This is a genomic window from Chryseobacterium sp. OV279 (genome assembly GCF_900128945.1).
GTDB lineage: Bacteria > Bacteroidota > Bacteroidia > Flavobacteriales > Weeksellaceae > Chryseobacterium.
This window is the reverse complement of the sequence record NZ_FQUD01000002.1, coordinates 799,894-814,338: the sequence shown is the minus strand read 5'-3', so window position 1 is coordinate 814,338 and position 14,445 is coordinate 799,894. Positions and strand designations below refer to the sequence as shown.

At 39.8% G+C, this 14,445-nt stretch carries 11 protein-coding genes; 1 reads left to right on the top strand and 10 read right to left on the bottom strand.

What is annotated here, in order from left to right:
* Nucleotides 1–25 precede the first annotated feature (25 nt).
* The 6 genes from BUA72_RS11450 to BUA72_RS11425 all read right to left on the bottom strand — a co-directional run bounded on the left by BUA72_RS11450 (nt 26) and on the right by BUA72_RS11425 (nt 9,134).
* Nucleotides 26–2,236, bottom strand: coding sequence for a TonB-dependent receptor (locus tag BUA72_RS11450; protein WP_072922997.1), 2,211 nt, complete (start codon nt 2,234–2,236; stop codon nt 26–28).
* Between the two features lie 610 nt (nt 2,237–2,846).
* Nucleotides 2,847–4,439 carry an efflux MFS transporter permease gene (locus BUA72_RS11445; RefSeq protein WP_072922996.1) on the bottom strand — a complete coding sequence of 531 codons (1,593 nt, stop codon included), beginning with the start codon at nt 4,437–4,439 and terminating at the stop codon, nt 2,847–2,849.
* 206 nt (nt 4,440–4,645) lie between these two features.
* The gene (locus tag BUA72_RS11440; RefSeq protein WP_072922995.1) at nt 4,646–5,758 is read right to left on the bottom strand and encodes an HlyD family secretion protein; all 1,113 of its coding nucleotides are present in this window, start codon (nt 5,756–5,758) and stop codon (nt 4,646–4,648) included.
* 23 nt (nt 5,759–5,781) lie between these two features.
* Nucleotides 5,782–7,092: a TolC family protein gene (locus BUA72_RS11435; RefSeq protein WP_072922994.1), complete on the bottom strand. Its 1,311-nt coding sequence runs from the start codon at nt 7,090–7,092 to the stop codon at nt 5,782–5,784.
* A gap of 89 nt (nt 7,093–7,181) precedes the next feature.
* A complete protein-coding gene (locus BUA72_RS11430) occupies nt 7,182–8,027 on the bottom strand; it encodes a helix-turn-helix domain-containing protein (RefSeq protein WP_072922993.1) in 846 nt (281 codons plus the stop codon).
* 39 nt (nt 8,028–8,066) lie between these two features.
* Nucleotides 8,067–9,134 carry a DUF2891 domain-containing protein gene (locus tag BUA72_RS11425; protein ID WP_072922992.1) on the bottom strand — a complete coding sequence of 356 codons (1,068 nt, stop codon included), beginning with the start codon at nt 9,132–9,134 and terminating at the stop codon, nt 8,067–8,069.
* A 150-nt stretch (nt 9,135–9,284) separates the two neighbouring features.
* On the opposite strand from BUA72_RS11425, the gene BUA72_RS11420 reads away from it, so the two are divergent.
* Nucleotides 9,285–10,181, top strand: a complete 897-nt coding sequence (locus BUA72_RS11420; protein ID WP_072922991.1) for a DUF4349 domain-containing protein — start codon at nt 9,285–9,287, stop codon at nt 10,179–10,181.
* Between the two features lie 133 nt (nt 10,182–10,314).
* Here BUA72_RS11420 and BUA72_RS11415 read toward each other — a convergent pair whose 3' ends face one another.
* From BUA72_RS11415 to BUA72_RS11400, 4 genes are all read right to left on the bottom strand, one after another.
* Nucleotides 10,315–10,692, bottom strand: a complete 378-nt coding sequence (locus BUA72_RS11415) for a hypothetical protein (protein ID WP_034726281.1) — start codon at nt 10,690–10,692, stop codon at nt 10,315–10,317.
* Nucleotides 10,693–10,885: 193 nt separating this feature from the next.
* Complete coding sequence (locus BUA72_RS11410) at nt 10,886–12,682, bottom strand: lytic polysaccharide monooxygenase (protein ID WP_083544187.1); 1,797 nt, start codon at nt 12,680–12,682, stop codon at nt 10,886–10,888.
* Nucleotides 12,683–13,113: 431 nt separating this feature from the next.
* On the bottom strand, nt 13,114–13,812 hold the full coding sequence (locus BUA72_RS11405) for an SAM-dependent methyltransferase (RefSeq protein WP_072922989.1): 699 nt from the start codon (nt 13,810–13,812) through the stop codon (nt 13,114–13,116).
* A gap of 160 nt (nt 13,813–13,972) precedes the next feature.
* Entirely contained in the window at nt 13,973–14,422 is a 450-nt protein-coding gene (locus BUA72_RS11400) for a low molecular weight protein-tyrosine-phosphatase (RefSeq protein WP_047448202.1), read from the bottom strand.
* Nucleotides 14,423–14,445 lie beyond the last annotated feature (23 nt).

The following is a 14,445-nucleotide window of genomic DNA, read 5'->3' as shown; positions in this document are numbered from 1 at the left end:
AGGCTAAACGGCTCGATTTAAATTTTTAAAAATCAAAGGTATAAGACAGATTAAATGTTCTTCCTCTTCCTTTATAACTGAACAGTTCAGGAAGTCCGTAAGTAGAATATAAAACCTGGGAACGCTTGCTCCAGATGGTCTGATAATCGGTGTTGAAAATATTCTGGATTCCCAGATTGAATTTACCCCAGTCGAAACGGTATCCTACCATTACATCTGAAGTATTATAACCATCGATTTCATTTTTAAGATCGTCCGTCAGCTTGAAATTCTGTAAAGACTGGAACCTGAATGACCAGCTTTTAACATTATATCCGATGTAAGTGACCAATTTTGAAGGGGAAGCATTGTAAATTTCCTGCTTTTTCCATTCATCATTATTCTCAACCTCAGATTTAATCAAAAGTCCGCTGGCTCCGAAGTAAACCCCGTTGTTCATGGAGTAAGAAACCTCAGCTTCTATCCCCATATTTCTCAGCTTAAGATCATTCACAAGAATCTGGAAGGTTTTTCTGTCAACCGTAACTGTTTTATCCGAATTACTTAAGAAACCTGCGATCTGTCCTCTCAATCCACCTTTGTTGATACGGTATCCCACTTCAAACTGATTGGTTTTGATAGCTTGTAACGGTTGTTCTTTTACATTGATACTTGAGGTCACATCCCAGTTTGCACCGTTCAGCTTATAAATACCAATTCCGTAATATTTCGAGGGATCTGCCAGACTCACACCCTGAGAAAAAATTCCCCAGGCCTGATGCTGTTCATTGAATTTATAAAGTAAACCGGCATTCGCCAATGTTACATTATATGAACTTTCTCCACCCGGAATAGCAGAAGCCGAAGCTCCGTATCCCATGGCAACCTGCGTTTGCTGCACTGAACCTACAAAATCATCTACCTTTACATTCATATTCTGATAACGGATTCCTCCATTGATCTGAAGTTTAGGTAAGATGTCATATTTAGCCTGAACATATCCTGCATAACTCTGAGAATGGTTGGTAGGATATCTTCCCAGGCTGTATTGAGTCTCATTGACCAAACCTCCGCTTAACATCGTTTTTGAGATATCATAGACCGACTGGGTTCCTTCGAATTTTTCAAGATCAATATCTACTCCATACGTCACATTCAGGCTTTTCCATGATTTCGACAATAATGCTTTTACACCGGAATAATAGGTATCCTGCTGCGAAGAAGACATATAAGCCTTACTTCCACTCTGTAAAGTTACATTTCCGGGAAAAGGATAAAATCCTAACTTCTCCCCTCTCGCTGCAAACTGCACATACAGATCCTGACCTCCTAAAATATTGTTGCCGTTATAAGCAACCGTTCCCATGAAACGCTCCGTTCCTATATTTTTATCGGATGAAAAACCGTCACGCATTTCCAAAAGGTTGGCATTCTTTGTCGTAAAGGCACTTAAATTCTGGCCTAAATAAAGACTCCTGTCTCCATTAAACTTAGAATTGTAATACTGAAGGGATGCCGTGATTTTATGTTTATTATTAAATTTATAACCTCCTGTAGCCAATATATCAATAGATTGGTTGTACTGGAGATCGGTTTGAGTAATATCGGTTAAAACCTGGTTTTCATCAGCCCCATAAACACCGCCATTCTGCTGGTAAGCAACCCCTAGTCTTCCGAAAAACTGATCCCCTTTTACTGCAATAGCCTGTGCTGCACGGAAATCGTGGTCATCTTTACCCATGAATCCGGTTCTTGCTCCCAATTCCGTTTCTCCGCTGATCCCATTTTTAGGAGGTGTTTTTGTTATGATATTAATGATACCGCCTGTCGCATTGCCTCCATAAATAGAGCTGGCTCCGGAAAGCACTTCAATCCTTTCGATATTAAACGGATCAATAGCGTCCAGCTGACGGCTGATAGCACGGATGCTGTTCAGTGAAACACCGTCTATCATAACTAGTGCAGAACGGCCTCTCATGTTTTGTCCGTAGTTGGTTCTTCCCTGAGGACCAATGTCCATACTCGGGATCAGGATGGCAAGCATCTCTTTGATGGGAACTCCACTTTTCGCCTGTTCCTGAATTTTTTCTTTCTGAACCACCCAAACCGTTCCCGGGATATCCGAAATCTTTGTAGGTTTTCTGGATGCCACGATCACTACATCATCAATACCTTTAGAGGCTATAGAATCATTCGCTGTCTGGGAAAATACTATTCCCGAAGCTAACAGACCTATGAATGCATACTGCTTTTTCATTCTTTCTTCTCAAATTTTATAAACTTCCAAAGTTAATTTTTATTCTTTCTAAATAAAAACAACAAGGTATGAAATTATTCATATTTCATTAAAAAGGCCTGAATCCGGGATAAGACATTTGTTTTTCTAATGATTTCAGGATGCTCAAAGTATACATCTGAGCACCTCATAACGTTTCGGGATGCGGGGTTTCCTAGTTCAAGCGAGGAACTGCCTTTTACATGTATACAATCTTTCAATTTCAAAACTTGGACATGAGATAAGCCTTTTTTTAACGCAAAGGTTTACAGTAATTATGCATAGTTTAAAGGTTGCAAAGACGGAATCGATCTTTGATCGATTCGATTAAGCGGATGTTTTATAACGGTAGCTTCATCAGTGACACGGTCACGACCTTTGCCTTCCTCAAAACTGAACATTAACAAGCTGAAGCTTTGCGTTTAAAAACTTGATCTCCTTCCCAATTCTGTACCTCTTAACTAATAACTCATCATTTAAAACTCATAACCCAAACTCAGATTGAAAAGGTATGTTTTATCTGTAGCCATAAAAACGTAAGATCCCGGACTTCGCAAAGCCAAGGATCTTACTCATGAAAAACAAGGTATCTTTACACCGCAGGCCCGGCTGCGTCTTTTATTTCTTCTAATAATTGTTTGCGTTCGCGGAGTCTTCTTCTCGCAATCACAGATTTACCACCAAGCACTCTGATGAATCTTAAATACTGGAATCTTTCTCTTCCGAAATGATGCGTCATCACATAAAAGAGGACTCCAAAGCCTACCAGAATAATGTAACCGAAGATCTTTTTGCCGGATACAATGATGGCATTCAGCTGAAGGGTCTTCATATTGGCCGCCAAAGTCTGGGGAGTCACCGTCATTCCGTCGATATAGACCGCAAGATCTCCTACCGCCGTAATCTGAAAACGATATTGAAACCATGAATACAATGCTGAAAAGAATCCCACCGCCAGAAACGTTCTCCATACCAAAACCAGCCCGATTGCCGCCAGCATATCATCCATTTCAAGTTTATCAAGAGTATAGAACCACACCGAAATAAACAGCGAACACATTCCGAATCCTTTTAAAAACATCGGCAGGTACCAGTTCTCATAATTGAATTCTAAAACCATCGAAAAGTACATGATCAATGCATACCCCATCATCGCCGAAAACCCCGAGAAGATGTACATTTTCAATGGTATTTCTTTTTTGAACCAGAATACGGCAATCACACCTGCCAGGATAATTCCGGGAACCATGAGCAGATTCAGTCCTGCATTCGTCTGCTGATCATAGCCGAGAACTCCTACTGCAAAGGTATTCTGAAGCGAAGTCGTTCCTAAGAACATTCCCAGCCACAATAGCATAAACAGGCCGTGCTGCACATTATTTTTTTTGAAAATTTTAAATGATAAATAAGGTCTTTTTAAGGTGAACTGGCGAACCACCAGCAAAGCAAAGCTTACAAAAGCAGCAATACTCGCATTCATAATATTTTTCGAATTCCACCAGTCCTGCTGTTTCCCGAAAGAAAAAACATAAGCGGAAAACATAAATGTAGAAACAAACAGCATGATACTCATCCAGTCGATGTAATGCAACGGAACCTTTAGGGCAAAGTATTTATTGTGCATAAAGATCCAGTGAATCAACGCCAGTATAAAACATAATACCGCTGCAATCACATAGAAATGCTGCCAGTTATAATTAATGGAAACCACCGCCGCATAATAAGCCGCCACCTGGTTCATTGCCAGAACAAAGGTGTAAAACAGTCCGTAAAACATTCCTCTGTTTCCAATCATCACCATAAGCGGAAGAAACAGCTCTATAGTCACCATCATCTTTAAAAATCCGATTCCCAGAGCAGTAAATACGAAGATCATTGGCTGCATCGTTGTCGCATTAATATAGCTCAACACCCCCAAAAGTACAAGCAGCACCGCCATTTTATCTCTGACCTTGAATCTCATCTTCAGCCTGATAACAATCGGCATACAGGCTCCCATTCCGATTGTGGTCGCGTAATTCGCCCACATAAAATATTCTGTCATTGCTCCGGTACCGCTCACCAGATAACTGATGTTTCCGGTATACACCCCGCCAAGCGGCATCACCACTGCCAATAGCAATACGATGAGCAGCAGCTGTACGGGTTTTGGTACCCAGTCGTTATATAGTCCTTTGTTGTACATTTTTTTAGATACTAGATGTCAGATTTCAGATAACAGACTTTATTATTCCGTCTTCAATTTATTCCTCAGTTAAAAGTCTGAGATCTGATATCTATTAGTCTTAATTTTACGTAGTTTATTTTATCAGATGCCAGATAACAAACATTAATCATCCTCAATTTCTCACTCCAAATTGTCTGAAATCTGATATCTGATGTCTCTCAGTCTTAATTAATATTCACATTCATATTCATCCCCGCGCTCAGTTTTTCCAGATCTTCTTTTTTATTGGAAGTGCTGAATTCTATTCTTACCGGAATTCTTTGCTGTACTTTGATAAAGTTACCTGTAGAGTTGTCTGTAGGCACGCTTGAATATCTTGAACCTGTCGCTGCGGAAATAGCAGTGACTACTCCTTCAAATGTTTTTCCACCCAAAGCATCAGCCGTCATCGTTATTTTTTGACCGATCTTAATATTCGGCATCTGTCTTTCCAGGAAGTTAGCAGTTACCCATTTCTGACCGTTCAGAACGATGGTAGCGACCTGCTGACCCGGTTGAATCAATTGCCCTTCAGAAATCGTTCTGCGCCCCATAATTCCGTCGTAAGGAGCTGTGATCACAGTATAGGAAAGATTGATTTTTGCCATATCCAGTGCTGCTTTTGTTCTTTTAATCTCAGCATCATTAATTCCCAGCTTGCTTTTCACCTCAGTGGTAGAAAGGTTCGCCGACTGCTTCTGATTCACCAAAGTTTCATACGCTGCTTTCTGAGCATCATATTCTGTTTTGATCTGATCGTATTGTTGTCTGGTCACCGCTTCTGCAGCGAGAAGGTTTTTATATCGGTTTAAATTCTGCTCCGCGTTCCAAAGTCTGGCTTTTGCTCCTGCAATATTGGATTCCATCACACTTACATTATTGGAAACGGTATTAACGGATGAACTTGTTGCCGATCTTTGTGCCATCGCATTCTGATAAGCAGCTTCAGCCTGACCCAATTGGGTTACTATTTCATTTTTATCGAGAATAACCAAAGTATCTCCTTTTTTCACCTTCTGGTGTTCGATGAATTTGATGTCTTTGATATAAGCCGAAACCCTTGTATTGATCGGGTTAATGAATTCCTCTACCTGAGCCGCTTCCGTGTAGGTTTTGTCTCCGATGTGGAAATATTCACGAACCAGCCAGAAAAGCCCGAATCCAATCACCAGAAATACAACCGTATTGGAAATGATGGCTCTTATTTTATTCTTTTTATTCTGTTTCTTTTTAACGGCTGCTCCTGACTGTGCCGGAGCGGCCTGAGTATTTTGAGTGGTTTGTTCCTTGTTTTCCATTATCTTGATTTTCAGTTTTAAAATTAAAGCGTTCCTGCAGCCTTCAGCAGGTTATAATATTGATACAGCACATTGATCTCAGCATTGGCAAAATCCAGCTCCGACTGAAGCTTCTGATTCTGTGCATCGATCATTTCAGCCTGTACCGCCAATTGGTTTAAGTACTTGGCTTCCGTGATCTTGTAGTTTTCTTCTGCCAGTCTTTTCGAATCATTAAGAATGTCAGCCTGCTGGATCGATTCCTGGTATTTTACATAGGCTGCATTCACTGCCATATCTACATTCTGCTGAACCAGTGTCACCGCATCGCCTGCCTGATTTTTCTGCAATTCACCAAGCTTTACTTTTTCCTTGGTCTTGTATAAATTATCAATATTATAGCTCAGTGAAACACCAGCCTGCCATCCTCCGGAATACATATCCAAAACAGGATTCCTGTTCGTGATCGGACGCTGTAAAGTATACCCTCCAAAACCGGATAATGTCGGCATCTGATCTGTTTTAATGATCTCAATGTTCTTATCCGCAACATCAATGTTTTTCTTTGCCGATTTCAGCTGTGGATTGCTTTCGTGGGCAAGATCCATATAGTAATCCATACCGATTCCGGATTCTTTGTCCGTTAAACTTTCAACGGGAACAATTTCTGTTTCGGAAGGAAGCCCAAGAGCAATATTTAAATTATAATTGAGGATCTTTTTATTATTCGTCAGCGTCAGAATGCCCTGATCAAGATTTTTAATCGCCAGTTCTCCACGGATGACTTCATTACGGGTTACCATCCCCTGCTGATAGAACTTCTGAATATTTTTCAAACGTTCCTGAGCGAGTTTTTTGTTATTCTCAAAAACAGTTTCCTGATTGAACATTTTGTAGACATCCAGATAATTGGAGATCACCAGAAATTTTACATCAAGCTTGTTTTTTTCCAGATCCAGTTCAGAAAGCTGCTCGCGAAGACCGGCCATTTCAATGGATTTGCTTACCAAACCTCCTTTAAAAATCAGTTGAGTAGCCTGTACAGCATATGAACTTCCGTAATGAGGCATCGGAATATTGGTTGAATTCGAAAAATCTTTATCGATAGCTACCGCATCTCCTAAATAGAACTGACTGGTAGATGCTGTGATGTTGGGAAGTTGCTGAAGTTTTACAACATTTGTATTCTGTTTTGCAATGTCAATATTCTGCGCAGCCACTTTTAACTGCTGGTGGTTTTTCACAGCCAGATCGGCGGCTTCACCTGCGGTCATCTGTTTGATCTGTTGAGAAAAAAACAGCGCAGGGAATAGAGCTATCACGAGTGATAGTGCTGTTTTTATGTTATTTGTCATTTTACCTTGTTTTACGGATACAAAGTTACGGCGACAACAAATTCAATCAAATGTTTGAATTTTGGAAAAAGATGTTCAAATGTAAGATTTTAACTTTCGAACTGATGTCTGTACTGTCTGGGGCTTACTTCCAGATGTTTTTTAAAAAAGTGGGAAAACGCGTACTGATCACTGAAACCAAGGATAGAAGAAACCTCTGAAACTGGTTTATTGGAGGAGTTCAAAAGCACTTTCGCCTCATTTATCACAATCAAAGCAATGATCTGGCTGGCGGACTTTCCTGTAATGGATTTTACAACCGATGAAAGATGTCTGGTTGTAATCGACTGCCGCTCGGCATAGAACTCAACAGTTCTTTCCGTCAGATGATGTTCGGCCAGATCTGTGAGGAATACAAAAACGATCTCTTCCTGTCTGGACATCTGGTTCATGGAATAATTATCCTCTTTTGAAATAATTCCGGCCATCTGATAGCAGAAAACAGAGAAAAGATGCTCTACCATTTCCTTTTTGTAAAGCATTTCGGTTTCTGAATCCAAAATATATTTAAGGAAATTGACGCTTTTCCAGACTACTTCCATTTCACTTTCGGGAAAAGGAACTCCCTTATTCATCTGCTGGCGGAAATAACGGTAAGTAATCAACCTGTTGAATTTCAAAGACAATGCAGAAATAAATTCTCTTTTATAAGAAACCATCCTTGACTGGAAATCACCGCTTACGGAAACCATCTCATAAATCGTTTGTGGATCGGTCACCATAAACATATTGGCAGAAAGCTCCAGGTCGCTGAAATGCTGACGGAGCTTTATAGTTCCTGACTTAATAAATATAAAGGCAGGGTTTTCCGGACGGAAAGGTTTATCCGCAGAAATTCTCTCGAAAATATTATGCTGAGTGAAAATTTCAACACCGAATTTTTCTAAAGCTGACATAACACAAATGTAGCCAATATATTCTGCGCCTACAATATTTTAGTCCTCGAGAGAGTAAACCGCAAAGCTCGCCAGCCAGTGATCTCCGCCATAATTTCCCTGAAATAATAAAGGAAGTCCGTTCGCTAAAAATACATCGGCCGTTTTCTTAAAGTCTTTTTTCAATGGATGCCCGTCAGGAAGCGCTTTGGAGATTCCTTTCATACACCAGGCTTTGGAGAAAGAAAGTCCAACCAAATGAACGGTCTGATAATCGCTCAGGTCACTTACCACAGGGATTTTTTCAATATTCTCCAAGCTTCTCTTTTCGTAGAAATTATTCAGCCAAAGGACGAATTCTTTTTGTGGCAATACTCTTCTCATCAGGTCTGCAATTTCAAGACTTGGAGAGAAGAAGTCAGATCCGTCCGGTTCAAGATAAGCCGGTGTTTTCTGATCTTTACCGTAAAAATATTTTGCTTTTTCCTTTAGCTGATTCTCGAATTCCACATCATGATTCGCTTTAGCCCAATCGATAGCGAACGCCAGACCAAAAGCGGTATTGGGGTGAACTCCGGTTCTGTTCGGGTACGTTTGCTTGGGAAGATAAGTCTTCCATGACTGTAAGATTTTATCTGTTAATGGTTTTAAATTCTCATGCCAGATCTTAGCCTTAGGATGATTCCACGTAGTCAGTTCTTCATCCAGTTTCAACAGCCAAGCCCATCCGTAGGTTCTTTCAAATGTGGTGGTCAGTTGATATTTTGTGAAATAATCAGCTTCGGTCTGTAAATTTTCTTTATTTAACGAATTTTCAAGAATTTTTTCAATGTCTTTTGCATTGGCCAGGTTAGGTTTTGTCTTCAGCAATCTCACAAGCATCCAGTGTCCGTGAACAGAGCTGTGCCAGTCGAAACATCCATAAAAACTTGGGTGAAGGTCTTTTGGAGTTAAAGTAACCTCACCGGCATTATTGATGATATGGGCTGTTTTATTCGGATATTCCTGATTGATGCAGTGAAGGGGTTTTTCCAATAGTTTAGCGGCCATTTCATCGGTAAGTTTGGGAACTTCCTGGGCATATAGTAAGAATGGAGAAAACACAAATGCTAAAAGACTTTTTTTCATTCAATAAAAATAGAAAATAATTTAGATTTCAAATGATATTTAAACTTTACTAAAATAGTTAAATCATAATCATTTTAATAAAATAATATGAATTTTAAATCAATTAAAGTTTTAAGCATAATTTTTGATAAGGTTCTTTAAAAAATATTCATGAGAAAATTATTTTTACCTTTATGTATGCTCCTTTTGATAGGTGGATGCAAGAAATCCGAACTGGACGTTGCCAATTCCTCTCCGGCAGCCGATAAATCAATTGATATTGTTAAGTATAAAGAAGAGTCTTCTCAGTCACCACACGTAACTCCTCCAAATGCGATCAGTGAAAAACTACTACCGGACGAAAATGAGTCTGCGCAACCTTCCGTAGCCCCCAAAAAGATTGACACTATCGCCAAAAAAGTCATTAAAAACGGAAACATGCGAATCCAGGTGGGAGACATTAAAAAAGCCCAGACGCAGGTGGCAGATATTCTGAAGAAAAATAATGCTTATATCCAAACGGAACAGTTTCAAAATACGGATGTAGACGATAATCTCGATCTTGTGATCCGTGTCCCGCATAAAAATTTCGATGCACTGATCAATTCATTTTCTGACGGAGTGGGCTCCGTTTTGTCCAAAAATATTTCGTCTGATGATGTCACTGAAGAATATACGGATGTTTCCATCAAATTAGCCAATAAAAGGATCTATCTGGAAAAGTACCGTGACATGCTCAGAAGTGCTTCTACCACGAAAGATATGATTGAAATCCAGGAGAAGATCCGTGAACTGGAAGATGAAATAGACGTTGCTGAAGGCAGACTTCGGTTTATTGATGACCGGGTGAATTACAGCACACTCAATTTGAGTTTATACAAAGAAAAAGTGAGAAGCTCTGCCACTTCGAAAATTGGTTTTGGAAGCCGTTTCGGAGATTCTGTGACGGAAGGCTGGAACAGTTTTGTGAGCTTTCTGTTGGGAATTATTTCATTCTGGCCGTTTTTATTACTCATCCCGATCATTATTTATCTATGGAGAAAGTGGAAAGGGGGAAGACCAAAATAGCCTGAGTTTTTCGGGATGCGGGTTTCGTGGTTTTGGCTTCGGGATAATAATCAACCTATAACATTCAGTACTTTAATCATAATAAAAATCCGGATATCAGTGATATCCGGATTTTTACTGCACTATCAATGACTTAAGCATTGAAATAATCTTTAACTGTTTCGAGCACCTGCTCGTCCGACATTTTCTGTGCCGTATCTAAAGTTATCTTAAGGTTTTTAAATTGAGCCGTATCATGAAGATAGTTTTTCAGCTCTTCCTGAATGGTTCCCGGGCCTGTAATATAGACTTCCTGGGAATTGGTCAGAAGATGTTCCACTTCTTTAAAGAACTTGACTCTGTTCGTACGTTCTGCATTATTCGCCGCATTCTCACTGGAGTTTCCATGTTGTATTTCTGCTTTTACCGGGCTGCAAAGGAAAAATTTGAATGCATTCTGAGCGTCGTGATTTTTTACCACAATTGCCTTTTCCGTATCGATCCAAAGTCCTGCTAATTTCTTGTCTGACATAATTTATTTTTTTGGTGTTATATCCTCTGTAACACAAGAATGATGCAAAGCGGATGTTAAGAGCTGTTAAATGTTGAAAGAAGATCAAAAAGAGATATTTTCAAGCCTGTTAATCTTTTATTTAAAAGCTATTAATACAAAAGCCGCCTCACGATGAAGGCGGCTTTTATTCATGATGTATTATTTCTTGCGATTACTTTTTGATCGTTTTAGTCACACTTCCTCCATCTTTATACTGAATTTTCACAAAATAGATTCCGTGGTGAAGAATACTGATATTCAAGCTGTTCCTTGAAACATTTCCGGAAGAAAGCATCTGAAGTCCCTGTGTATTAAACACCTTCACTTCACTGATTTTTCCGTAGTAGCTTTCCGGCGCGAAATTGATCAGATTATCCGATACAATGACTGAAAGGCCATCTTCCTGATTATTACGTCCTGCAGCACACTCAGTCCCTTCATTACAATTACTTACCACCTTCCATACTGCATTGCTTCCCGGTGCTTCTCCCGGATTTGCATACCATTTATTTTCCCAGATTTTGCAGGCATGGAACACTTTGGTCCCGACAGTTGCATACGCCTTTGCCGGATTATAAGACTGAGATCCGCAATAGGTAACAGGACCGCTTGTCTGACAGTTCGGGCCTTCAGTACATACGCTGATCTCTTCCCAAACCATATTGCTACCCGGAACTTCATTCGGATTGGCGTACCATTTATTTTTCCAGATTTTGCAGGCATAGAATACGCTTGTCTGAGCTGTTGGATAAGCATTGGCCGGATTATATTGCTGCGCTCCACAGTAGACCTGTCCATTTCCGCCTTCTATTTTTTTAGTCCTGATTTTTAATTCATTACTGGCATCGGAGATTTGGTCGTTCTGCGCCACAGCTTTTATGGTGTAACGGTATTCGGTATCCTGAGTTAGACCTGTGCGTAAGAAACTGGTTTGCGTTGTTTCCGCAACCTTGATTCCATTTTCAAAGACCTGATAATTTTTAATGCCCAATGTATGGGTTGAGGCCATCCACATCAGCGAAACAGAGTTTTCAGTGACACCCATCGAGTGGAGATTGGATGGGGCTACAGGTTTTTCAGGCGTGCTTTGGTCATTCGTCTTTACAATAAGCGGTGCGCTTTTCGGAGAAGTCAGTCCTGTAGATCCTTTCGCCTGTACTTCGTAAGTATAGTTCGTATTAGCAGATAAACCCTGGTCTTCAAATTCAGGAACATTTACGGTTTGTACAGCCTGTCCGTTACGGAAAACCGTATAAGAGGCCGCATCTGCCTGTGGTGTCCAACCGATTTTTGCAGAAGAACCTGTTACGCTTATTTTGGCCAATCCGGTTGGTGTAGCCGGTTGTGTAGGTGTTACCGTAGACTGTACATTCACATCAATTACATTATAAAATGCATTGGCGGTATCTGCAACATCCCAAACGGCAAGAATCACATGATATCCCTGGCGATTGGCCGGAATGGTGATATGATGCGGTGTATTATCTTGTGGCGGTGTCCCATTATGAACAACCTCGCCTATCAATTCAAGGTCTTGACGGGAAAGCGGCTGATTGGGGTTCCAGCCCGGTTTCGTCATATAATAATGCCATTTTGCGGTGGCGTGATAAGCGAGATACTTCCAGATAAAAGTATTCACTCCGGTTGTGACATTGGTTTTCTTCCATCGGTCAGCGGTTTGGATATCCAGAATGGTATTTCCTCCAATACTTCCATTAGCAGAAGCAATCATTCCGTCTGCAGGACCGAATGCCGGAAATCCTTTTTTGGCTTCAAGAGAGCCAGGTTCATTAATAACGCTGCCATAGATTCCCAATGCTGCGGTGTAACCTAGTGTAGCTTTGTCAAGACTTCCCTGATAGCCCCGCGAAGCCGGACTCATGACGTAGCCATGGGCCGACAGCTGTGTTGATGAAAATGTCAGAACGCACAACAATAGTGCTGAAAAAAAGATTCTAAGTTTAATCATATTTAATTATTTAAGGTGTTTTTTATGATTTGCTAATCCCACGGAAAGACTCTACTCTATTTTGTCGTCGCCATGTTTTTATTAAAATGGGACTTCAGTATTTTCAAATCTGTGTCTGATCAAACGCATGAGATTAGCTATTGAAGCGTAGTAAAACGGAATTCGTTAAAGCAATACTCAAATTTAAAAAAACATATTGTAATTAATAAGTTTAATTAAAAATTAACTTAAATAAATATAATTATGATTAAAATTAATCAACATAAATCAATTATGTTAATAAATTATTCCATTTAAAGATATCGGAAGAATTATCTTCAAGTTTAAGCACAACGAAACCACGGATTGTTACTACTTTTCTTAGTATCAATCAGTGTTTATAGGTGGAATTGACGATTGTAAATCCGAAAGAATTTTACCTTTTTAACCTTTTATTTCCCCAGTACAAATACAGCAGGAATTTTATGAAGTTCCGGCTTTGCTTTTTTCCAGTCGTTGATGGTTTTTGTCTGGATCAATTCATGTTCCGGGTCGTTGATATTAGCCGCGATACAGAGCTTTGTATTTGGAGATAAGAATTTCGTCAGATCTTCAAAAAGCGGATTATTTCTGTACGGAGTTTCCATAAAGATCTGAGAATATCCGGTTTGCTGCACCAGGCTTTCAAGACGCTGGATTTGTTTTTTCTTCTCACTTTTATCTATCGGAAGATAACCATGGAAGGTAAATTCCTGCCCGTTGAATCCACTGGAAATCAAAGCTAAAATTATGGATGAAGGCCCTGAAAGCGGGATCACTCTGATATTTTTCTCATGACACCATTTCACTATAAGGTTTCCGGGATCAGCGATGCATGGAAGCCCCGCCTCGGAAAGAAGTCCGAAATCCTGTCCCTGCAGCATCAAATTCTGAGCTTCTTTGATATCAGCATTTTCCGTGTATTTATCCAATAAAAAAAGTTTCAGATCCGATTGCTTCTTTTCAGGAGCAAAGAATTTAACCACTTTTCTGGCTGTTTTTTCGTTTTCTACAAAGAAGTAATCCGTCTGCATGATGTACTCTTTCAAAACGGGTGAAAAATGAGTGATAGAAGTATTTTCAGATAAATAAGCTGGGAGTAAAAAAAGCATTTTATTGTTTTTTAGTTCTTTCTTGCAAAAAAGGTTGTTGAAATGATGAGCGAGTTGGATGGAAAATGTGATGGCTGAAATTTTCCATTCATCGTTTATTTTAACAAAGGTAAGAATTTCTTTCCCTTTGTAAAAATACCACTTACCTGAGCGGGTTTATTTAATCCAGAATTTGCTTCTTAATAGCCTCACAACCTCTGTCCAGCAACTGAAATACCGCTTCAAAATCATTCATATCTCCCCAGTACGGATCCGGAACTTCAGCATTTTTGTGATCACCTGCAGCTTCCAGAAATAATGAAACTTTCTGACGCTGGTTTTCATTCCGGGTCTTTGAAATCACATCTTCATACACATCAATATCCATGCAGTAGATCTTATCAAAGGCGTCAAAATCAGCTTTGGTAATCGGTCTGGATTTCTGGTTAGATATATCAATATTATGATGGGCCGCTGTCTTTATGGCTCTTTTATCGGGGTGTTTTCCTTCATGCATGGAAATAGTTCCTGCGGAATCTACAAAAAAGGTTTCAGGAACTTTTGTCTTCATAATTCCCTCTGCTAAAGGACTTCTACAAATATTCCCGAGACAGACCATCAGTATTTTCATATCGCTTTTTTAATTGAAAGATT